The organism is Lysinibacillus sp. GW823-FHT02G10, from assembly GCF_058797135.1.
In genome coordinates this window covers 23,415-44,900 of sequence record NZ_JBXAJI010000012.1, presented here as the reverse complement: position 1 = coordinate 44,900, position 21,486 = coordinate 23,415, and the positions used below count along the sequence as shown (strand labels likewise).

At 36.5% G+C, this 21,486-nt stretch carries 21 protein-coding genes and 2 riboswitches; of the genes, 8 read left to right on the top strand and 13 right to left on the bottom strand.

Annotated elements, in window-relative coordinates; translation table 11 throughout:
• The first annotated feature begins 24 nt into the window (after positions 1-24).
• The 3 genes from AC1RFD_RS21225 to AC1RFD_RS21215 all read left to right on the top strand — a co-directional run bounded on the left by AC1RFD_RS21225 (position 25) and on the right by AC1RFD_RS21215 (position 2,347).
• Positions 25-1,170 carry a DUF418 domain-containing protein gene (locus tag AC1RFD_RS21225; protein WP_237899135.1) on the top strand — a complete coding sequence of 382 codons (1,146 nt, stop codon included), beginning with the start codon at positions 25-27 and terminating at the stop codon, positions 1,168-1,170.
• A gap of 222 nt (positions 1,171-1,392) precedes the next feature.
• Entirely contained in the window at positions 1,393-1,932 is a 540-nt protein-coding gene (locus tag AC1RFD_RS21220; RefSeq protein ID WP_369700611.1) for an SLOG family protein, read from the top strand.
• A gap of 100 nt (positions 1,933-2,032) precedes the next feature.
• A complete protein-coding gene (locus AC1RFD_RS21215; protein ID WP_048391899.1) occupies positions 2,033-2,347 on the top strand; it encodes a hypothetical protein in 315 nt (104 codons plus the stop codon).
• A 50-nt stretch (positions 2,348-2,397) separates the two neighbouring features.
• Here AC1RFD_RS21215 and AC1RFD_RS21210 read toward each other — a convergent pair whose 3' ends face one another.
• The 4 genes from AC1RFD_RS21210 to AC1RFD_RS21195 form a co-directional block, all read right to left on the bottom strand.
• Positions 2,398-3,792 (bottom strand): L-cystine transporter, encoded by a 1,395-nt coding sequence (locus tag AC1RFD_RS21210; RefSeq protein ID WP_004227708.1) that lies wholly within the window; start codon positions 3,790-3,792, stop codon positions 2,398-2,400.
• Between the two features lie 301 nt (positions 3,793-4,093).
• Positions 4,094-4,531 carry a hypothetical protein gene (locus AC1RFD_RS21205; protein ID WP_492475243.1) on the bottom strand — a complete coding sequence of 146 codons (438 nt, stop codon included), beginning with the start codon at positions 4,529-4,531 and terminating at the stop codon, positions 4,094-4,096.
• 88 nt (positions 4,532-4,619) lie between these two features.
• A complete protein-coding gene (locus AC1RFD_RS21200; RefSeq protein WP_492475242.1) occupies positions 4,620-5,570 on the bottom strand; it encodes a GGDEF domain-containing protein in 951 nt (316 codons plus the stop codon).
• Positions 5,548-6,429 (bottom strand): EAL domain-containing protein, encoded by an 882-nt coding sequence (locus AC1RFD_RS21195; protein WP_048391903.1) that lies wholly within the window; start codon positions 6,427-6,429, stop codon positions 5,548-5,550. The genes AC1RFD_RS21200 and AC1RFD_RS21195 overlap by 23 nt, the downstream gene beginning before the upstream one ends.
• Before the next feature lie 294 nt (positions 6,430-6,723).
• Here AC1RFD_RS21195 and AC1RFD_RS21190 point away from each other — a divergent pair, with 294 nt between their 5' ends.
• The 4 genes from AC1RFD_RS21190 (at position 6,724) to AC1RFD_RS21175 (ending at position 10,639) form a co-directional block, all read left to right on the top strand.
• Positions 6,724-6,909: a hypothetical protein gene (locus AC1RFD_RS21190; RefSeq protein ID WP_009373346.1), complete on the top strand. Its 186-nt coding sequence runs from the start codon at positions 6,724-6,726 to the stop codon at positions 6,907-6,909.
• A complete protein-coding gene (locus tag AC1RFD_RS21185) occupies positions 6,899-8,317 on the top strand; it encodes an amidase (protein ID WP_492475241.1) in 1,419 nt (472 codons plus the stop codon). Before AC1RFD_RS21190 ends, AC1RFD_RS21185 begins: the two co-directional genes overlap by 11 nt.
• Before the next feature lie 161 nt (positions 8,318-8,478).
• Entirely contained in the window at positions 8,479-9,639 is a 1,161-nt protein-coding gene (locus AC1RFD_RS21180) for a PucR family transcriptional regulator (RefSeq protein ID WP_319839847.1), read from the top strand.
• Positions 9,640-9,742: 103 nt separating this feature from the next.
• Positions 9,743-10,639, top strand: coding sequence for a DMT family transporter (locus tag AC1RFD_RS21175; RefSeq protein WP_319839846.1), 897 nt, complete (start codon positions 9,743-9,745; stop codon positions 10,637-10,639).
• 33 nt (positions 10,640-10,672) lie between these two features.
• Here AC1RFD_RS21175 and AC1RFD_RS21170 read toward each other — a convergent pair whose 3' ends face one another.
• Entirely contained in the window at positions 10,673-11,242 is a 570-nt protein-coding gene (locus AC1RFD_RS21170; protein WP_048391911.1) for a YitT family protein, read from the bottom strand.
• Positions 11,243-11,423: 181 nt separating this feature from the next.
• Between AC1RFD_RS21170 and AC1RFD_RS21165 the strand changes: the two genes are divergently transcribed.
• Complete coding sequence (locus AC1RFD_RS21165; RefSeq protein WP_319839845.1) at positions 11,424-12,710, top strand: DUF2252 domain-containing protein; 1,287 nt, start codon at positions 11,424-11,426, stop codon at positions 12,708-12,710.
• 43 nt (positions 12,711-12,753) lie between these two features.
• Here AC1RFD_RS21165 and AC1RFD_RS21160 read toward each other — a convergent pair whose 3' ends face one another.
• The 8 genes from AC1RFD_RS21160 to AC1RFD_RS21125 all read right to left on the bottom strand — a co-directional run bounded on the left by AC1RFD_RS21160 (position 12,754) and on the right by AC1RFD_RS21125 (position 21,431).
• The gene (locus AC1RFD_RS21160; protein ID WP_048391915.1) at positions 12,754-13,275 is read right to left on the bottom strand and encodes a DUF2179 domain-containing protein; all 522 of its coding nucleotides are present in this window, start codon (positions 13,273-13,275) and stop codon (positions 12,754-12,756) included.
• Positions 13,276-13,579: 304 nt separating this feature from the next.
• Complete coding sequence (locus AC1RFD_RS21155) at positions 13,580-14,878, bottom strand: nucleobase:cation symporter-2 family protein (protein ID WP_036075370.1); 1,299 nt, start codon at positions 14,876-14,878, stop codon at positions 13,580-13,582.
• Positions 14,878-15,462: a xanthine phosphoribosyltransferase gene (locus AC1RFD_RS21150; protein ID WP_048391917.1), complete on the bottom strand. Its 585-nt coding sequence runs from the start codon at positions 15,460-15,462 to the stop codon at positions 14,878-14,880. Before AC1RFD_RS21150 ends, AC1RFD_RS21155 begins: the two co-directional genes overlap by 1 nt.
• A gap of 134 nt (positions 15,463-15,596) precedes the next feature.
• Positions 15,597-15,698, bottom strand: a riboswitch (purine riboswitch).
• 164 nt (positions 15,699-15,862) lie between these two features.
• Positions 15,863-17,686 (bottom strand): APC family permease, encoded by a 1,824-nt coding sequence (locus AC1RFD_RS21145; RefSeq protein WP_048391918.1) that lies wholly within the window; start codon positions 17,684-17,686, stop codon positions 15,863-15,865.
• Positions 17,687-17,804: 118 nt separating this feature from the next.
• Positions 17,805-17,954: riboswitch (cyclic di-AMP (ydaO/yuaA leader) on the bottom strand.
• A 213-nt stretch (positions 17,955-18,167) separates the two neighbouring features.
• A complete protein-coding gene (locus AC1RFD_RS21140) occupies positions 18,168-18,692 on the bottom strand; it encodes a PepSY domain-containing protein (RefSeq protein ID WP_492475240.1) in 525 nt (174 codons plus the stop codon).
• Positions 18,693-18,782: 90 nt separating this feature from the next.
• On the bottom strand, positions 18,783-19,454 hold the full coding sequence (locus AC1RFD_RS21135) for a PepSY domain-containing protein (RefSeq protein ID WP_492475239.1): 672 nt from the start codon (positions 19,452-19,454) through the stop codon (positions 18,783-18,785).
• A complete protein-coding gene (locus AC1RFD_RS21130) occupies positions 19,451-20,746 on the bottom strand; it encodes a HAMP domain-containing sensor histidine kinase (protein WP_103117317.1) in 1,296 nt (431 codons plus the stop codon). Before AC1RFD_RS21130 ends, AC1RFD_RS21135 begins: the two co-directional genes overlap by 4 nt.
• Positions 20,736-21,431 carry a response regulator transcription factor gene (locus AC1RFD_RS21125; RefSeq protein ID WP_048391922.1) on the bottom strand — a complete coding sequence of 232 codons (696 nt, stop codon included), beginning with the start codon at positions 21,429-21,431 and terminating at the stop codon, positions 20,736-20,738. The genes AC1RFD_RS21130 and AC1RFD_RS21125 overlap by 11 nt, the downstream gene beginning before the upstream one ends.
• Between the last annotated feature and the right edge of the window lie 55 nt (positions 21,432-21,486).

Sequence of the window (21,486 nt, the reverse complement as noted above, 5' to 3'; positions counted from 1 at the left end):
AACCAATTAAGGAGATAAAACGCAATGACAACTAATCGTGTTACTTTCATTGATACAATGCGTGGATTTAGTTTATTTGGCATCTTAATGGCAAATTTGCTAATCTTCCAATTCGGGATGTATGGCAAAGATGAATTAAAAAATCTTTCTACCTTAGATAACGGGGCTTTATATTTTGTAAAAGTTGTGATTGAAGGCTCGTTTATGCCCATCTTCACTATTTTATTCGGCTTCTCACTTATTAAATTAATTGAATCCATCCGCAGAAAAAAGAATAAAAGCCGTTGGTCCATTTTACGGCGTGCAACAGGATTAATTGCCCTTGGCTTATTACATTCTATTTTATTGTGGGAAGGCGATATTCTATTTTCTTATGGCTGTATGATGTTATTTTTAATCCCATTTATTAATCGTAAACCAAAAACTTTATTTATTTGGGCTGGTATCCTATTTGTACTAACTACGGCGTTAACATACGGCTCTATGGAAACGTCTAAAAAAGAACAAAAAGAGATAGACACATACATCGAGCAAGCGGATGATGTTTACGCTAACGGCAGCTACTTAGAAATTTTTGATTTTAGAGCTAATGCCGAAGTACCAGGAATGGAGGATTCTTCATTTATTTTCATTATATTAATTTTTGCACCTATGTTCTACGCACCACTATTCCTGTTTGGGATGGCGCTTGCTAAGAAGCAAGCCTTCGTGGAGATGAATAAGGAAATGAAATGGTATAAGCTAGGTGCTCTCCTTGTACCTATAGGACTCGTATGTAAAAGTGTAAGTTTTATAGAAAGTAAAAGTGCATTTTCTTCTATTTTATTAATGGGCGGCTCCCAGTTATTAGCAATTGGCTATGTTTGCCTCGCAGCATACATTTATAACACCCGTCCAGTTCAACTACTGGCTCCTGCATTTGAGAGCGTTGGCAAACTATCACTAACCAATTATTTACTACAAACCATCATTTGTACAACTGTTTTTTATGGCTATGGCCTTGGCTTATATGGCAAATTAGGGGTCTTTGGCGGAATCCTTTTCGGAATCGTTGTTTATAGCCTGCAATGTGTTTTCAGCCTTGCCTATTTAAAGAAATTTAAACGTGGTCCATTTGAAACAATTTTACGAATATGGACAAATTGGTCTTGGACTGGTCAAGTAAAATAAAACCTCTCAAACAAGCAAATTAGAAAGGAATATTTTTTATGAATAGTGACACAAAAGAAGACTTTACAGACTCATGGTGGTTTTTAGGCATTTGTGCAGCTGTAGCAGTAATTTTAACACTATTTGCCTTTTCATAGACAATATCGATTTCATTTGCCTCCTTGCTGTATACTAGTATTACAACTATACAGCTTAGGAGGTATTTTGTTGTTACAGCGTATTATGATTACTGGCTATAAACCACATGAGCTTGGTATCTTTAATGATAAACATCCCGGTATTGTCATCATAAAGAAAGCACTGGAAGCTCATCTACGTACACTGCTTGATGAAGGACTCGAATGGGTTATTATCAGCGGTCAGCAGGGCGTAGAAACTTGGAGTGCTGAAGTTGTTTTAATGTTAAAAAAAGAATTCCCACTTTTAAAATACGCCGTGATCACACCTTTTTTAGAGCAAGAGAAAAATTGGCAAGATCATAAAAAAGAAAAGTATCAAGCATTAATTGCCCAAGCTGATTTTGTCACAAGCGTGACCAAAAAACCCTATGAAGCTCCTTGGCAATTTATTGAGAAGGACAAATTTATTATCCAAAATACAGATGGACTTTTATTAATTTATGATGAAGAAAATGAGGGTTCACCCAAATATATCAAACGGCTTGCAGAAAAATATATGGAGTCCCATGATTATAATCTTTTAACAGTAACTGCCTATGACTTACAATTAATAGCTGAAGAAATTCAACAGCAAAACTGGTAGAAAAATATTGATATAATTTTCTGACAATTATATACTAGAAGTAATAAAAGCTGATTGTTCTTATGGTTTTTACCTATAATTTGAAAGGAGCTGTCATCATTTGAATAAACATATTGAAATGATTCTTGAAGCTTCTCCCGTAAATGTGTCACATGATACGTATCGTAGAGAATGTCGGTATACACGGGGAATTCATATTGAAGAACAAGAATTTATTGCTATTTTAAATACAATGAGTCATGATTCACGCTTATATTTTGATTTCCATAATCCACGTAAAGAGATTAAAAAGGGAACCTATTTGAATGGACACTCCGGTTTAGCCTACAATATTTATGATTACTATAAACAAAATTATAATATTGAGATATCCGAATTAATCAACGGTAAAGATTTTTATGTAAAAATCGTATAAAGCAGCTGAAGCCCCGTTAAAGTTAAAACTTTAACGGGGCTTCTTTGACCTTATAGGTCTGCTACTTGAGCACCTAATTCTTTATTATTATACATTTCTGTATCTAATTCTTTAGTAATACGCGCTGTTGTAACACCAGCAGTCATTGAACCACTTACATTTAACGCTGTACGACCCATATCAATTAAAGGCTCAACAGAGATTAATACACCTGCTAGAGCAATTGGTAAATCAAGTGCTGATAATACAAGGATAGCTGCAAATGTTGCACCACCACCAACACCTGCTACACCAAATGAGCTAACTGCTACTACTGCAATAACTGTAATAATGAACACAGGGTCAAGTGGATTAATGCCGACTGTCGGTGCAATCATAATGGCTAACATCGCAGGATATACACCTGCACAACCATTTTGACCGATTGATAATCCGAATGAGCCTGAGAAGTTTGCAATCCCCTCAGATACTCCAAGACGACCTGTTTGCGTTTTAATATTCATCGGTAAAGTACCAGCACTAGAACGTGATGTAAAGGCGAATAATAATGTTTCTGCCGATTTTTTCAAATACGTAAATGGATTTAAACCACTTAATGTAATGATTAATAAGTGTACGATTAGAACAATAAATAGTGCTACATAAGAAGCAATAACAAACTTACCTAAATTATAGATAGCTCCAAAATCAGATGTTGCTACCGTACGAGCCATAATCGCTAGAATTCCATATGGCGTTAAGCGTAATACAATTGTTACAACACCCATAACAAGGGCATAGATGGCATCCAAGCCTTTTTTAATTGTAGCTGCTGTTCCCTCATCCTTACGTGCCACACGTAAATAAGCAAAACCAAGGAATGCTGAGAAAATTACAACCGCAATCGTTGAAGTAGAACGAGCACCCGTTAAATCAAGGAACGGATTTGCTGGGAATAACTCAATAATTTGTGTTGGTAAATCAGGAGCTGCTAAGCCCGTTGTTTTTTCTTCAAGGTATTGACCACGTGCAGTTTCTGCGTCACCTTGTAAAATTTGTGTTGCATCTAAATCAAAGACTGTTGCAGAAAGAATACCTACAGCTGCCGAAACGGCTGTTGTACCGATTAAAATGGCTAAAATAAGTGCTGCCATCTTTCCGAAATTTTTACCAATCTTCATTTTAGTAAATGCAATTAAAATGGAGATAAATACCAATGGCATTGCTACCATTTGGAGCAGTTTCACATACCCAGTACCGATAATATTGTACCAAGATGTTGTTTTGGCTAATACTTCAGAATCGAGACCATAAATAAAATGAAGTCCAAGACCAAGTACAATCCCTAAGCCTAAACCGGCAAAAACACGATTAGAAAACTTAACGTGCTTTTTATTCATAACATATAAAATTCCAACGAACACAAGTAACACTGCTACGTTAAGAATGATTTGTAAATTCGACAATGGAATGCCTCCTAAGATGTTTTATAATAATGTAATCGAATTATATACCCATAATCCCTATAATTCAAGTATGTTTTATTAAGATTAATAAATTCCTATAACAAAAAGCTTTCTTGCTAAGAATTATACCCCGAAAAATTGAGTAACAATCATCCTCTGGCAAAGGATTAATCATGGAAAAGTCATAAAGAATGTTTGTAAATGTATAGCTAGTTTAATCAATGCCACTACATTTGGTGACAAATGATTAACTGCCCCTATACTGTTAGTTTTTAACAGTGCAGGGGCAGCCTTTTAAGTATTATTTTCTAATTACAAATCTTGGTTCGTAGTCATTAATGATGTCAAACACACCGTCATTATAGCAGTAGATATGATGTTCTACGGTAGGAATTTCTTTGCTTCCAATCCACGGGAGTTGATCAAACCATTCTATATAATCTGAATTGCTCATTTTATAAAACCATTCTGCTGAAGAATTTTTAGATTGTTCTTGGGTCATGGCTTCAGTGACCATGTCTACTAAATCAGATCGTGGGATTTCTCCAGTATAGCGAAAAGACCAAACATAATCGTGAATAGGAGACATCTTATCATAGATAATATCAACTTCTGTATTGTTTCGATCTATTAATGTTAAGCAGAGCCCTCGATCTGTATAATTCAATGTGGCATTAACGATTTGGGCTCTTTTTAAGCAAGTGACAGGTTGCCAAATGTGCAGTCTTCTTGAATCCATCTAAACCTCCTGTAACCAAAATATATATAAATTTTATTTAAATTTTCATATATTTTACATATTAGTTCCACAAATCTAACATAGTTTGCTAATGAACAAAATAATTTTTTTGTTGATTAATGAGGTAACAACTACCAGCTATTTTTTTACACTGCTTTTTTACATGTGTTACCGCATTGGATAATTGTTCCACAGAGTCAAAATACTGATATTCATTCGTAATAACGGCAATAGATAAAGATGTACATGTTAAAGGTTCCAGTTCGCCAGATCTATTAGCTACCTGAATATATGCTAGATCCTCTAACTCGTAAAAACTAAGTATGTTGGCATCAAAGTCATCAATAATTTTTTGACACATCTTTTCTACCTCGTAATAAGGTAGAATGGCTACAAAATCATCTCCACCAATATGTCCTAAAAAATCCTCTACGCCGCAGATATGTCTTTTTAGTATTTCTGTTAAATACCGTAAAATTTTATCGCCTTTATTAAAGCCATATGTGTCATTGTAGGATTTAAAGTGATCTAAATCAAAATAGATTAAACTATATTGCGATAGCTGTAATGCTTCTTCTAATTTTTCATCGATTAATTTATTGCCTGGAAGACTACTTAATGGATTCAGGAAACTTGCAATGGCTACTTGTGTATCAACAAGCTTTAACAATAACTCTCGAATACTAACCATGCCATAATAAAGATTGTTTTTCGTGACAATGACATCATCATATAAATCCTCTGGAGGTCTAGCCATAGCTAATGTACTAACCTCTGTGATTGGTGTATTACGATCAACGATTAAAGGATTTTTCTTTATCATCAGCTGATTTTGACGTTCCATTAATAAATGATAGCCATATCGAGTACCGATTTTTTGATAGAAATGTGTGCGTGTAATATGTCCAATTGGTTTTTCATCACGCACAACAACAACGCTACGCAACGATGGATTACTTGTAAAAAGTACATCTACTTCTTTGTTTTTCACAAATTCATCAATACATGGAACTTTCTCAATGACTTCCCCTATCTTCATGGTCACCCACCCTTATTTTCCCCATATATATTTCCTTTGCAGGCTTTCCTATCGCATATCCCTGTGCATAATGAATGCCAATATGATGGAGATAATCAAGCTCTTCTTGTCTTTCAATCCCTTCAGCGATGATTTTAGTATTGGCTTGTTCAGCATATTTCATTAACAATGTGACGAGCTGCTGTTGTTCACTATTTTGGTCTATGAATTGAATTAATGAACGGTCTAGCTTAATAAATTCCGGCTTTAAATAGATGAGCGTTTTTAAACTATTATAACCTGATCCTACATCATCTACGGCAATGCGATAGCCCTGTGATCGATAATGCGATAATACACGTTCAAACTCCACAAAATCTATTACTGCACTTCGCTCAGTTAGTTCAAAAACCACTTGCTGAGGTTTGATTCCAAGCTCCTTCAATAATTGTAGTGTTTCGCCACTGTGATATTTTTTATCTAATAAAACATTCGGATGTATATTAAGGAACACTAAAAAGTTTTTATTCACCAAGTCTTTGTGTAAACGTTCCTTGAAACGTTTCAAGGAAAGATTTCTACAAAAACATTCAAATAAAAAAACGCAATCTGTTTGTCCTACAAACTCGTAAAACTGGTCCACACTGTTAAATAATGTTGAGGGTAATGGTCGATTTAAGGCTTCAAATCCTATTGTTTGCTGTGACTGTAAATCTACAATAGGCTGAAAGTATGTATGTAAATCGTTATGTTGAATAATTTGTTTCAATGCCTTTAAACGTTTCATATATAACGAACTACTTTGATGCTGACCATATAAATATTTAAAAAAAGAAAATATATTACTTGTTTTTATACTTTGTCCCACTACAGACTCCATTCCTGCACCTCTTCAATTGGTTATTATGGTTCATTGTACGCTTTGATTGTAAACAGACTGTGAACCGAATGTAAAAAGAGCAAGTTCCAGCAATAGGTTTAACAAAACTCTTTTCTAGTTAATATTTCATAATATTAAAACTATTACAAATAATTTATTTGATATAAAATGATATTAGTGTATGATTGTAATAATAGGTTTATATTACCTATTATATTTTTTTGTGTTTTTACTGAATTGGTCTTAATAGGGAAACCTATTTAGATAAAAATTATTCAAGGGAGGATCCTGTTAATGAGCTTGTCTATTCAACAATTATTGGAGAACAAAGGAATTACACCGAAACCTGAACACCTTGAACTATTAAAAACACGCTGGGAAGGTATGCAGTCACTTCGCAGCAATTTAGAAGGTATTGCGATCGATGATGCAGACATCGCCGTACGTAGTATTCCTGGAGGTGATCACATTGACAACTGATTTACATTTAAAATCTGTTGAAGAGTTGGCACCTTTACTTGCATCAAAGTCGCTATCTCCCGTGGAATTAACGAAAGCTATTTTAGATTTTGCTGAGGAAAGTCAGCCTAAAATTAATTCCTATATGGCTTTTTATCGGGAAGAAGCCTTAGCAAGGGCAAAAGAAGTTGAACAGGAGATTCTCCAAGGTCATTATAAGGGTATGTATCATGGGATACCTATGGCCTTAAAGGACAACTTGTATTTTAAAGATAAAATAACAACGATGTCCTCAAAAATTCATAAGGACTTCGTTTCTGATTATGATGCGACAGTGGTTGAAAAGCTACGTGATGCTGGTGTTATTTTCACTGGGAAATTAAGTATGCATGAATATGCATGGGGAATTACCAATAACAACCCTCATTACGGCCCTGTTCGTAACCCATGGGACTTAGATAAAATTCCTGGTGGTTCAAGTGGAGGCTCTGGTGCGGCTGTTGCAGCTGGAGCAAGTGTTGCTTCACTAGGGACAGATACAGCAGGCTCTATTCGAATTCCATCTTCTGCTTGCGGCATTGTAGGTTTAAAACCTACACACGGTCGTGTAAGTAAATACGGCTGCTACCCGCTAGCATGGAGCTTAGACCACATTGGTCCGATGACAAAGACAGTTAAGGATGCAGCGGGCTTGCTCGAAGTCATTGCTGGTTTTGATCATCGAGACCCTACTTGCGTGAATGTTCCAGTAGACAACTATGAGAAGCAGCTTACTGGTAAGATCAAAGATCTAGTGATTGGTATCAATGAAGAATATTTCTTTAATAATGTTGATGCTGATGTAGAGAAGGCTGTTAGAGCAAGTATTCAAAGCTTAGTGGATTCAGGCGCTAAAGTAGAAGTGGTGCGTATTCCTTCCCTACAATATGCAGAATGGGCAGAGCTTGTGACGTCTCTTTCAGAGGCAGCAGCTATACACCATTCAGATTTACAAAAGAGACCACAAGATTTTGGTGACGATATTCGTCTGCTATTTGAGCTTGGTGAATTGCCTTCTGCAGTCGATTACTTGCAGGCTCAGCAGGTACGTCGTCAAATCAAGCAGGAGTTTACAGAGATTTTTAATAAGGTAGATGTGCTCATTTCCCCTACCCTACCTGTTGTAGCTAGTACAATTGGGGATGATTTTGCAGAGTTAAACGGTCAAAAAGTAGATTTAATTGATAATATTATCCGCTTTACAGGCCCTAGTAACTTAACAGGCTTACCTGCCCTCTCGGTTCCTTGTGGCTTTAAAGGAAACTTACCAATAGGTCTACAAATTATTGGCCCAGCCTTTAAAGAGGGACGCATTTTAAATGTAGGCTCTGCTGTTGAGCAAGCAAATCCACAGAGAAATAGAAAACCAAATATTTTTGCTAATATCTAAACGATAAGCACTAGAAATCTGCTCACTTCACGGTATACCACTGAATGAGCAGATTTTTTTGTGGGGGAAACCTGCTAGTATTCATACTAATGGTTTTTTATGAACAAGTAATTTTATAATAGAAGCTAGAAGCTTACTACAGGAAAGGCAATGATCCACTCATGAATGTAGAGAAATTTTTACAACTACCTATTACCAAAGACTTCACTGTTATAGCGGGTCACAACGGCTTAAATAAAGCTGTTCAAAATGTAGAAATATTAGACTTTGAATTTTCACCTGACATCCACCATGTCAGAGATACTATCTTTACACCAAACAGTGTTGTGTTAAGTAGTTTATTATTTGCTAAGCAAAAGCCTGAGTATTTATTCAATGCTGTAAAAAATCTAATTGAGCTTGGGGCTAGTGCTTTAGCTTATAAGCCTGTTATTTTTAAGGAATTACCTGAAGAAGTTTTGTCGTATGCAGAGCAGCATAATTTCCCTATATTGCGCTTTGGTGGAGATGAGTTTTTTGAAAAAATCATTTTAGAAACGATGGCTTATGCTAAGACACAGGATTATTCCTATTTTATAGAAACGATTTTACGAAGGTTAGTGGAGGAAGATGTAACACAGGAGCAAATCAAATCCATTTTACAACAGCTCAATAAGCCCTTTGAAAAATATGTATTTATAGCAAATTTACGAGCTGGTGACACAATCCATCCAAGCTGGATGCAGCCCTTTTACTCGTTGGAGCCACTATTAAAATCGGGTATGATTTGTTCTTATAAAAAAAGTCTATTTATCATCATGACACATCCATCTCAGCAATTCCAATTTGAAAGGGTTTTACATGAATGGCTAGCATTATATGCCATACCCACTGATACAATCACTTTCGGCTATAGCAGTTGTAATGATACCCAGACTGGATTCCCAATGGCATTACGCGAAGCTTTTTTTGCCAATATTTTCGCTGAAATCGATATGCTCCCTAGCTGTCATTACAAGAATCTCGCGTCTGATTGTTTATTAATCGAGTTATACCGTAAAGATGCAACATTCGCTATGGACTATGTTACCTCCTTTTTAGCCCCTCTACTTGATGATAAGGCTGATCCAGACTTAATGGAGACCGCTATAACTTATATCATTAAAAAAGGAAATATTAAGGAAGTTGCTGTAGCACAATTCTGTCATCCAAATACAATTCGCTATCGTATGGCTAAAATACGTCAGCTAGTAGCACCCATAGATAATGATTATGTTTTTTATGAACGCCTAGCTGCAGCCGTTAAATTGTACTTATTACATAGCAAAATGAACAGTGACTAATCGCTTTGGAATAAGTACAAAAAAACGCCTGAATATTTAGAAATAAAATCAAATTCTTTTCTTCTCTCTTATGCTATTCTATTGAAGTTAGGAGGAAGAACACATGAAAACTTACATAGCTGATGGCATGTTATTAGTTACTGCAATCGTGTGGGGTAGTGGATTTGTTGTAACGGCCATTGCTCTAGAATATTTAACAGCTTATCAAGTAATGGCTGGCAGATTTTTATTAGCTTCAATCATATTAACCGTTTTATTTGGCGCCCGCTTAAAAAAGGCTTCAAGATCAGTAATTTGGAAGGGAGCTTTATTAGGTACAATTTTGTATATAGCGTTTGCCCTTCAAACAGTCGGACTGCAATATACAACACCATCTAAAAATGCCTTTTTAACCGCAGTTAATGTCATTATTGTTCCTTTAATAGCATATGCCGTTTATAAACGGCGTATCGATGGCTACGAAATCATTGGTTCGATAATGGCAATTGTGGGCATTGGCTTTTTATCATTACAAGGCTCATTGACAATGAATATAGGTGATGCCCTATCATTAGCTTGTGCTGTTGCTTTTGCCTTTGATATCTTTTGTACAAACCTTTTTGTTCAAAAAGAAGATGCCATTGCTCTAACTATTATTCAGTTTCTCACAGCATCCTTTATAGGTGTTCTCGTTGTCATTAGTCAAGGTGAAATTCCTACGTCGCTTGAAAAAGAGGCAATTTACTCGCTTGTTTATTTAGGGATTTTTTCTACGACAATAGCTTATCTTTTCCAGAATGTGGCCAATCAATATACAACTGCCACAAAGGCTGCGATTATACTATCAACGGAATCTTTTTTCGGCATGGTTTTATCCGTTATCTTCTTGCATGAAATGCTAACAAGCCGTATGGTCTTTGGTGCCGTACTTATTTTACTATCTATACTAATTGCCGAAGTGAAACCCGCACATCCAAAAAAGAAGCTAATGAAAGCACTCGATAATCAGGCCCCCAAATAGTTTCAGTTTATACTGGAACTTTTTTTATGTTTATTAAACTCGACTAGTAATAATGCTTGTTGTAATCCCCACAACTAGCACTGTAATTATAGATAATAGCAAGGTCGAGGTGGATAGGAGGAAGCCGCCTATAACAATCACGATGGAATCAATAAAAAATATTAATATCCCAACATTGATACCCGTTTTATCACAGATAAATTGTGCTATCAAGTCAGTCCCCCCTGTGCTTGTCTGAAATCGCAGCATTAGACCAATACCAAAGCCTACAAGTATTCCTCCAAGAATGGCACTATAGAGCGCATCAATTTGCACAAGATTGCGGACAGGCTTTAAAAAATCGATAATGAAGGAAGACGTTAGTAAGCCATGTATACTATTGTAAAAATAGGTTTTATATTTAAACCACGCAATAATAAAAATTGGAATACTAATGATAATAATCATTAAACCAATTTGGAGCTTATATAAATAATGTAATATTAGCGCTAACCCTACTACTCCCCCATCTAAAATTTCATAGGGCGTTAAAAATAAGTTTATTCCTAACGACAATGAAATACTTCCTATTATAATGACTAGACTTTTTGTAAAGAAATACATACAACCCCCCTCCGTGTCTATGCATGTCTTATAGTATGAAAATAGGTTATTGAACATGTTATGAAATAACCTTAGATGATTAGCCATTTTTATCGAGTGCATTTGCTAAATTTCTTCGAAACTTATTCAATTTATTTCCGTATATACAGATAAATTTTAAATTAACAAAGGGGATTATGATATGGAGCATGCTTTATTGGAACAAGTTAAACATACTAGAACTTTTTTAAGACAAGAACAATTGGAAACAATCTTTGAAGAGTTTGATGGTCAACGAATGCGCTTAACAGAGGTACAGCGCTTGGAGAAATACCGTAAAATGCTTGAAAGTCCTTTTCGCTTTTTCCGTGGAAGTGCCTATCTCTTTTATTTTGATATGACAAAATCCGCTTCAATCTTCCATACTCCTGATAGAAAACCGACTTGGATTCAAGGTGACATGCATATGGATAACTTCGGTGCTTTTCAAAATGAAGCTGGCTCCATTGTTTTTGATGTCAATGATTTCGATGAGGGCTATGTCGGTTCATATTTATACGATATTATTCGTATGAGTATTAGTATTGCACTTTATTTAGAAGAACAAGGCTTACATAAGACAACCCAAGAAACGGCTATTCAACATTTTCTTAATAGTTATATCAATCAACTAAAACGATTTGAGCGTAAACAGGATGATCCTCTAACACTCATTTTCACAAAGAACAATACCAAGGGACCCGCAAAGAGGTTATTGAAAAAGCTTGAGAAACGCCAACGATCCCATTTTTTACAGGATATTACGTATCTCAATGAAGACGGCGAGCGCGCTTTCTTATGGAATGAAGAAATTCAGCCAGTCACTGCTGAGGAATACAGTGCCATTTCAAACGCACTTTCTACATATAAAATTAGGGACATAGCTTATAAGTATGGATCTGGTACAGCTTCAATCGGTTTAAAACGTTACTATATTTTAGTGGAAGATGAAAAGGGTGCATCAGGGGTTGAAAATTTAGTGTTAGAAATGAAAGAAGTACGCACAGCCATTCCTGCCTACTTTCTTCCCTATCAGGATCTATTTTGGGCTCATTATGAGCACCAAGGAGCACGAGTAGTTGGAACTCAAAAAGCCATGCACCACTTAGAGGATCCACATTTAGCCTTTATTACAATGAATGGTCAGGAATTTTATATTCGAGAACGTTCTCCTTATAAAAAGAAGATTAAGCCTAAAAACTATAAGGATGTAGAGGATTACCTTACAACAACATCACTTATGGGGAAAATTGCCGCTAAAATACATGCACGAGCTGACATCGATTATTCTCATGTTTTTACCTATCACAGCGAGGAGGAGATTTTAAAAGCAATCGGTAAAGAACGGAATGTATTTATAGAACATACAATTTTACAAGCAATGAGTTACAAAGAAACCGTCTATACAGATTATGACTTATTCAAAAACTGGGTTGAAACAAAAATGTAAAAAGGGACCTTCGCTTTTAGCGAAGGTCCTCTCATATTGAATATTATTTTTGCTTGGCCTTCATACGAGCAAGTAAAAAGCCGCCCTTAAATGATTTAGGCTCATACGAGATAATAAACGCATTCGGCTCAAATTGCTCTACTATTTGAAAGAGCTCTCCTTCACGATTCCTCTTCGTTAAGATCTCATATTTATAGCGGTTACTATCTCGCCCTTCTCCTATATAAATCGTGACTGCAAACCCTTCGTGGCGAAGAAATTTCACAAGCTCTTCATTCTTATTTTGCGTATTAATGGTTGTATAAACATAGCCTATCGCTAGCTTTCGTTCTATTTTTGCTCCTAAAAATATACCTAATCCAAACCCAACTGCATAGACAACCATAGATAACATACTTTGCTTCCCACTGAAAACGAGTGAAAGGCCAAATACATACACCAACATCTCCAGCATACCAAATATCGCTGCAAGGAATGTGATATTCTTTACCAAAAATATTGTTCGTAATGTTAAAAAAGGTACATATACTAATTGTAGGATTAAAATTAAAACAATACTTTGCATTTGTGCTAGACCTTTCTGAGAGTAGTTTTATATAAGTATATGTTGAAAGAGAGAGTTACATGCGATTTCAACAACTCTATTTTAAATTCCCTTTTAGTCTAATGTTAAACATTCCTTATGACAGTCTAAAGTTATTTTAACGGAACAAATTTTAACTAAAATCATAATCTATAGTTTAAAACATACAATCCATAACAACAAAAAAGTGACACCTCCTCAAATCTAAATCAATAGATAAAAGTAGGTATCACTTTCTTTTCATCAAAATATGTAAAATATTTAGATGAATGTTATTTATATCTTTTTATACTTCCCCGTGCATCGGGTCTTTTTTATGCTTAGGCCCAATCATGTTGAATAAAATATTTAGGATAATCGCTGTGACTGAACCACAAACAATACCATTTGACGTTAAGATTGAAACGCTTGTTGGCAGTGCATCAAAAATGCCAGGAACAACGGATACACCGACACCTAAACTTACTGCAATCGCTGCAATCATTGCGTTTTCCGCTGATTCATTCATAACAGGTACAAGCATTCCCATACCTTGTGTAATCACCATACCGAACATCGCAAGCATTGCCGCACCTAGTACAGACGTTGGAATAATTGTTGTTAATGCTGCGATTTTTGGTAGGAAGCCTAATGCTACAAGTAGACCACCTGTGATGTAAATGACTTTACGGTCCTTAACGCCTGACATACGAGTTAGTCCCACGTTTTGTGAGAATGTTGTGTATGGGAAGGCATTGAAAATACCACCGATTACTGAAGCTAGACCTTCTGAACGGTAGCCACGAGCCAAATCTTTTGAATCTAATTTTTTATTACAAATATCACTTAGCGCAAAATAGACACCAGATGATTCTACTAAAGATACCATTGCTACAAGTGTCATGGTAATAATCGCCGTTACATCAAATGTTGGCATGCCAAAGTAGAAAGGTTGTACCATGTGAAATACATTAGCATCTGCAACTGGGGTGAAATCCACCTTGTCCATGAAAGCACCTAAAACAGTACCTACTACTAATCCTATTAAAATTGAAATAGCACGAACAAAGCCCGTAGAAAAGCGATAAACGACTAAAATGATAACCAATGTAATAAAGGCTAAAGCTACATTAGAAGCAGAGGCAAAATCCTCAGCACCTTGTCCACCTGCCATATTGTTTAATGCTACTGGTAATAAGGAAATACCGATAATTGAAACAACTGACCCCGTTACGACTGGTGGGAAGAATTTCACAAGCTTGCCGAAGAAGCCCGCAATTATCATTACAATTACACCAGAGGCAATAATAGAACCATAAATGTCCGTAATACCCTGCTCTGGGTTTGTACCAATCGCAATAATTGGACTTACCGCTGTGAATGTACAGCCAAGTACTACAGGTAAGCCAATACCAATGAATTTACCTGAATAAACCTGTAAAAGTGTAGCGATCCCGCACATCATAATATCAATCGCTACTAAATACGTCATTTGTGTTGAATCGAAGCCAATTGCCCCACCGATAATCAGTGGCACTAAGATGGCTCCAGCATACATTGCAAGTAAATGTTGAATCGCTAGCGCAGTCGATTTAAAGGTATTCATTACGCGCGAGCCTCCGTAGCAAATGTTACTTTGCCATCTTCAAGAGAATCTACTATTGCTAATGACTCAACGCGAACACCTTGCTCACGCAATAGTTTTCCGCCATCTTGGAAGCCCTTTTCAATAACAATTCCAACTCCTACAACATTCGCACCCGCTTGTGCAGCAATATCAAGTAAGCCTTTGACAGCCTCACCATTAGCTAAGAAATCATCTACGATTAAAATATTGTCATCTTCGCTTAAGAAATTACGTGAGACAGAGATCTCATTTGTTTCATTTTTTGTGAATGAATGTACCTTTGAAGAATAAAGGTTATCTGAAAGAGTTAATGATTTACGTTTACGAGCAAACACGACAGGCGCGCCAATTTCTAAGCCTAACATCACGGATGGGGCAATACCTGAAGATTCTATTGTTAAAATCTTTGTAATCACTTGATCAGAGAAACGATTTGCAAATTCATGACCAATTTCCTTCATTAGCATGGGATCAATTTGATGGTTTAAAAATGAATCAACCTTTAATACGGATGAAGATAATACTTTACCCTCTTGCATAATTTTGTCTTGTAATAACTTCATTTCTTTCATATCCTTCTTTCGTAAAAAATTATAAAAAAACGCTGAATACTTTGATTCCATTCTGCTACGAGTGGAGCAAAGCATTCAGCGCAAAAACGTCGAAATGAATAGAAAACATCATTAAATTGAAGTTCTCTAAAAGCATTGCTACCCATAGTCGATTCATTTACGGTAAATCGGTAGAAACTTGCGAGCCCTATTCTCGCTATTATATGAGTGGATTTGTATGAAACTATCAGAATAACCAATTTATCACTTTATTCGGTAAGGGCTACTATCTCTCACCAAAAAAAGTTTGATTTTTCGGAATTTAATGGTATTCTGGAACTTTTTAATTGTAAACGTTCGTGTTTTCAATCAACGTACTGATTATAACAGACTATTTTCTAGCTTGCTAGCATTATTTTGATAAATGGAACGGTACTGTCATAATGACGACATTTCTGTGAAATAACAGTGATGTACGAATGAGAAGACTCGATTGGTTGTGTAGCATATGATGCCACCCTTTTTTCGGTAAGAATTGAGGGATAACAACTGTAACTTTATGACCTGTCTTCGTACATTGATGTTCTACTTTATCAATAAATTTAATTAATGGCTGTGTAATGCTGCGATATGGTGAATAGTAGGTAACTAATCGTACATCAGGTTGCCAGGCATTCCACTTCTCTTCAAAAGCTTTTGCATCTGCTTGATCGAAAGCTACGTAAAAGGCTATCACTTTATCAACCTTAAGTGATTTGGCATAATGTAGGGAGTTTTCAACCACCTTTGTTATACCAGCTACTGGCACAATGAAAACATTCCCCTCAATAGTAGCCAGTTCCTCATGATTTAATCTTAACTGTTCTCCAACAGCTTGATAATGTTGCTTAATGCGATGGAATACAAAAATAATAATTGGTAAAAAGATAAACACTGGCCATACTTGAGGCATTTTTGTCACAAAAAACATCATTGCCACGATGAAAGAGATAGCAGCCCCAATTGTATTGATCGTAAATCTTGCTACCCAGCCTTTAGGTTTTTCGCGCCACCATTTTCTCATCATTCCCGTTTGCGCTAATGTAAAGGGAATAAATACGCCTACTGCATAGAGCGGAATTAAATGCTCTGTGGCCCCGTCAAAAAGTATAATTAAAAAAATGGCTGCAATACCTAGCATTAAAATACCATTTGAATAGCCAAGACGATCCCCACGAATTTGGAAGATTCTTGGGATAAAACCATCCTTCGATAAATTCACAGCAAGCAAGGGAAAAGCTGAATATCCTGTATTTGCGGCAAGTACTAAAATCATTGCCGTTGTCCCCTGTACAATATAATAAAGAAAATTTCGACCAACACTAGCTTCTGCTAGTTGGGAAACGACTGTTGCTTCTGCTGTTGGTGCAACGCCATAAAAATAAGCTAGACTAACAATCCCGATGAATAAAACGGCTAAAATGGCACCCATTGCTAAAAGCGTTTTAGCAGCATTATTCGGGGCAGGATTTCTAAAATTAGGTATGGCGTTAGAAATAGCCTCTACTCCTGTTAACGCTGAGCTTCCTGAAGCAAATGCCTTTAATAAAATAAATAGGCTAATCCCTGCCACTGGTGTGCCAATCTTTGGATGTAGCTCTGCAGGCACCTGTCCAGTTGCCACATTATAGAGCCCAATCCCGATTAGCAACAGCATAACGCCTACAAATAGATAAACTGGGTACGCCAAGATAGAGGCTGACTCTGTTACACCTCGCAAGTTTAAAATCGTTAAGAAAATCACAAATATAATAGCAATGGGTACATTATAAGCATGAAGACTTGGAAATGCAGATGTAATGGCATCTGTCCCGGCCGACACACTTACTGCTACCGTTAAAATATAATCAACAAGCAAAGAACCCCCTGCAACAAGACCTGCATTCACGCCTAAATTTTCTCGTGATACGACATAGGCGCCTCCTCCATGTGGATAGGCGAAGATAACTTGACGATAGGATAAAATCAGTGCCACGAGTAGAATAACCACTCCAGCGGCAATAGGTAAAGAATACCAAAACGCCATTGTACCTACCGTCATTAGGACAATTAAAATTTGTTCTGGTCCATAGGCTACTGATGACAATGCATCTGATGATAATATGGCCAGTGCCTTTGTTTTACTTAGCTTTTGTTCCCCTAACGCATCGGATCTTAATGGTTTGCCGATTACATAACGTTTGAATGAGGATTTCATTGATAAACACCTTCTAGTTTCATAGAATGTGTTTCGCCTTTCTAAATTACATCAAAAAACGCCTACAAGTCATCACTAAATAAGACTTGTAGACGCTCATCCGTCTGCCAAGCTCCACTTTTCTGCTCTTAACGCTTACGAGGTTAGCTGTCGGATTCGGGCCTGAGTAGCCCTACTCCTCCACAAGGAAGAGATTCACCCCAAGAATGGCTATGCCATCCATCAAAATTGGTTCCCCCGCGTTTAGTTGCTTCAGCGATTTAGAAATTTGAAACTTTTATAATGATGTCATATTACGCCTGCTAATTGAAAAAGTAAAGAAGAAAATTTTTCTCTTTTTTGAGTAAAAGCATAGGCTTTTTTTGAACATATAAATAATCGCTTCTTAAAGAAAATTTCCTGAATACCTAGTCAATACCCACAATATAAACAATAAAAACTGCCTTAAAGGTATATTCTACCTTCAAGACAGCTCATTATATTAGTCATCAAAGCCTTGTTCAAAGTCGATAATGTTCCCAGAGACTGCATCCACATCTACTTCGTATTCATATTGACCATCTTTCAGTTCAATTTCATATACACCATCATCAAGCTTAATTTTTGTTACTTTACCCTTTGCTTTTGTTTGGGCTGTCTTGATAGCCTGCTCTTTTGTAATTATTTTTGTTGTAGTAGTCGTAGCAGGAAGATGATCATCCCAATCATCGTCATCTAGACGTTCCTTTTTCTGCTTGAGTAATTTTCCACTATAAGCATCAAATTTTAAATCATATTCTTCTGTATCTGTATACACCTCTACTTCATAAATAGAGCTAAACTGATTTTGGTCAATTTCGATATTGGCAACTGTACCATCCACTACCGCTAGAGCTTTCTTCTCAATTTCCTGCATGGATAAGACCTTTTTTTCTTGGGCATTTCCTGATAATAAAGTCGTCGAGCCAATCGCTGCACCCACTCCCAGTGTAATTACTAGTGCTGGAATCATGATCATTTTTTTCATGTTCATCTCTCCTTTGTTTTATCTAAACTTAGCTTACCAAGTGAAGATGATAGAACTATAAGAGAAACATTAGAATTTCATGAGAATGATTTAATGATCGTCATCCCATGTTACAGACAGTACTTTTCCTGAAATAGCATGAATTTGAAATGTAGCTTCGTCCTCCTGCGTTTCAATCTCAACTAAATAGTAACCACCCTCTGAGGTTTCTTCAAAATCAACTGAATCCACTTCACCCTTTAATTGCTTAAGAGCTATTTGAATGGCCTGTTGCTCAGTAATAATAGGCTCTTCGATAGGTTGTTCTTGTGGCTCAACCTTTTTCTCAGCCAGTAGTTCGCCAGTATAACCATCAAACGTTAAATCCTTTTGAATTTCCTCATTTTCAACACGTACAGTGTAAATGGAGTCTGTAAGCATAACGCTTTCTATATCTCCATATTCCTTTTTAACCATTTGTCTGATCTGCTTTTCTGTTAAAAGTAATTTACTATGTCCTTCTTTCAGGATTAGATCAGTCACCTGTTGTGTCGTAACATCGAGTATAGCTGCATACTTGACATCGTCACGCGTAAAAAGCATTTCAAAGGTATTTCCTTGTTTTTCAACCTGTGTAACATGACCATTGTAGATAGTCTCAATATGATGAATAGCCTGCGCTTCACTAAGAGGTTGAACGTAAAAATAACGATGTTGAACAAACCAAATTACTCCACTACAAAGAAGGATAATAACAACAATTACTAACATCCACTTTTTCATTGCTGTCCCTCCTTTGGTATACATAAAGTAAAGCTTGAGCCTTCCCCTAGCTTACTTTTCACATCTATCGTTATACCTAATTGTTGTGCCAGTTCATGTGCGATTGCTAGCCCTAGCCCTGAACCACCTGTTTTACGATTACGATCCTCTGTTACACGATAGAAACGCTCAAACAAATGAGGAATATGCTCGACTGGAATACCAATACCAAAATCTTGGATGGTAATACGTACATGGTTGGTTGTTTCAGTGGCTTGAATACGTACTTCATCCTCACTATATTTCCTAGCATTATCCAGCAAAATAAAAAGTAGTTGCTTCAATATTTTTTCATCACTATAAATAAATTTTGGTATCTGCGCATCAATTCTAAATGTTCGATGATAAGCCTGTTCCATTTGTGAAGCTACTTTATTTAAGAAAGGGGCAAGCTCTAGTTGTTCGAAATGAACGTCCAATTGCTCTTTGTTTTTAGCTAGCTCTAGCAATTGCAACACCATTTCATGCATACGAGATGATTCATTGGCAATGGCCTGTAAGGATTCCTGAGCAACCTCACGATTATCAAAACCCCTTCTTAGGAGTAGTTTTGCATAACTTTCAATGACAGTTATAGGAGTTTTTAACTCGTGAGAGGCATTTGATACAAATTCTTGTTGCTTTTGATAATGTTGTTCAAGCTTCTCCATCATTATATTAAAAGTGCGGTTAATGTTTATTAACTCGTCCCCACCTTTTTCTGTAGTATCTATTTTTTCATATTTCCCAGTAGATGCACTTTTGCGCATGGTCTCATTTAAACGTTCTAGCGGTAATAAAATAAGTCGCCCAAGTACCAAGCTCGCTAGGAAAATTGGAATCGTTGCAACAACAGATACAACAACTAAGATGACCTTTAACAAATCTAATGTCCGTTCTACTTCTTCCATAGATTGCTGTAATGTTATGTCCACTACCGTCCCGTCGATCCAAATAGCAGGCATAGTGTAGGTAATGGCAGGGACTTCTTGCATTTCAAGGGTAGCTTGAACCTTTGTTTTCAAGCGTTCACCATCATAAATATAAACAGCACCATCCGTTGGCATATAAGCTCTTAATACTTGCTGTAGGTTGGTTTGTGCATTTAACTGACTCAGTGTAGAGCTTAAATCATTTGCCCGTGACTGGAGCTGGTTATATTCCGTATCATAGGCAAATTTCTCATACAACAAATAAATTCCACTATTTGTTGCCACTATAATAACTAGCATAAGCAATGTTGTTAGTAGATGAATTTTTGTTTTAAGTCTCATAACTATGTTCCTTTAGCACATATCCAACACCTCGAATTGTTTGGATAAGAGGTGCTGGATTAGCAGCCTCAAGCTTTTGCCGTACATAACGTATATAAACATCCACAACATTTGTATCCCCATAATAATCATAGCCCCACACAGCCTCTAATATTTGCTCCCTTGTCAGTACTTGTTTAGGATGCTTTAGTAAATAGAACAACAAATCATACTCACGAGGTGTCAGCTGAATTTCCTTATCAAAATACACAACTTCCCTTGTTTGCTCGTTTATCGATAAATGGCCAAATGTAAGTGCAACTTGCTTTGGATTTACCTTCTGCGAAAACCGTAATGCATTGCGAATTCGTGCCAGTAGCTCCTCAATTTCAAAAGGCTTTGTCACGTAATCATTGGCTCCTAAATCCAAGCCCTTTACCTTATCCTCTACTTCACTTTTAGCAGTTAGCATGATAACAGGTGTTTGGGATTCTGTTGCACGAATACGCTTTAGCACATCAATACCGCTCATCTCAGGTAGCATGATATCAAGTAAAATTAAATCCCATTGCTGCTCACGGTATTGTAGTAAGCCTTCTGCTCCTGTATGAGCCATTGCTGCCTCATATCCTTCAAATTGAAGCTCCAGTTGTAGCACTCTCGCAATATTCTCTTCATCTTCTATAATTAAAATTCGATGTGTCATGTCGAATCCGTCCTTCGCCTTTTCTTTTCATCGTATACGATACAAGTGGTGAAAG

Bases quoted from the DNA above. Each gene is read 5' to 3' on its own strand.
- AC1RFD_RS21145 (WP_048391918.1), bottom strand. From the start codon at position 17,686: ATGAAATCCTCATTCAAACGTTATGTAATCGGCAAACCATTAAGATCC.
- AC1RFD_RS21140 (WP_492475240.1), bottom strand. From the start codon at position 18,692: ATGAAAAAAATGATCATGATTCCAGCACTAGTAATTACACTGGGAGTG.
- AC1RFD_RS21225 (WP_237899135.1), top strand. From the start codon at position 25: ATGACAACTAATCGTGTTACTTTCATTGATACAATGCGTGGATTTAGT.
- AC1RFD_RS21165 (WP_319839845.1), top strand. From the start codon at position 11,424: ATGGAGCATGCTTTATTGGAACAAGTTAAACATACTAGAACTTTTTTA.
- AC1RFD_RS21155 (WP_036075370.1), bottom strand. From the start codon at position 14,878: ATGAATACCTTTAAATCGACTGCGCTAGCGATTCAACATTTACTTGCA.
- AC1RFD_RS21175 (WP_319839846.1), top strand. From the start codon at position 9,743: ATGAAAACTTACATAGCTGATGGCATGTTATTAGTTACTGCAATCGTG.
- AC1RFD_RS21135 (WP_492475239.1), bottom strand. From the start codon at position 19,454: ATGAAAAAGTGGATGTTAGTAATTGTTGTTATTATCCTTCTTTGTAGT.
- AC1RFD_RS21130 (WP_103117317.1), bottom strand. From the start codon at position 20,746: ATGAGACTTAAAACAAAAATTCATCTACTAACAACATTGCTTATGCTA.
- AC1RFD_RS21125 (WP_048391922.1), bottom strand. From the start codon at position 21,431: ATGACACATCGAATTTTAATTATAGAAGATGAAGAGAATATTGCGAGA.
- AC1RFD_RS21150 (WP_048391917.1), bottom strand. From the start codon at position 15,462: ATGAAGTTATTACAAGACAAAATTATGCAAGAGGGTAAAGTATTATCT.
- AC1RFD_RS21160 (WP_048391915.1), bottom strand. From the start codon at position 13,275: ATGCAAAGTATTGTTTTAATTTTAATCCTACAATTAGTATATGTACCT.
- AC1RFD_RS21200 (WP_492475242.1), bottom strand. From the start codon at position 5,570: ATGAAGATAGGGGAAGTCATTGAGAAAGTTCCATGTATTGATGAATTT.
- AC1RFD_RS21195 (WP_048391903.1), bottom strand. From the start codon at position 6,429: ATGGAGTCTGTAGTGGGACAAAGTATAAAAACAAGTAATATATTTTCT.
- AC1RFD_RS21190 (WP_009373346.1), top strand. From the start codon at position 6,724: ATGAGCTTGTCTATTCAACAATTATTGGAGAACAAAGGAATTACACCG.
- AC1RFD_RS21220 (WP_369700611.1), top strand. From the start codon at position 1,393: ATGATTACTGGCTATAAACCACATGAGCTTGGTATCTTTAATGATAAA.
- AC1RFD_RS21180 (WP_319839847.1), top strand. From the start codon at position 8,479: ATGAATGTAGAGAAATTTTTACAACTACCTATTACCAAAGACTTCACT.
- AC1RFD_RS21205 (WP_492475243.1), bottom strand. From the start codon at position 4,531: ATGGATTCAAGAAGACTGCACATTTGGCAACCTGTCACTTGCTTAAAA.
- AC1RFD_RS21170 (WP_048391911.1), bottom strand. From the start codon at position 11,242: ATGTATTTCTTTACAAAAAGTCTAGTCATTATAATAGGAAGTATTTCA.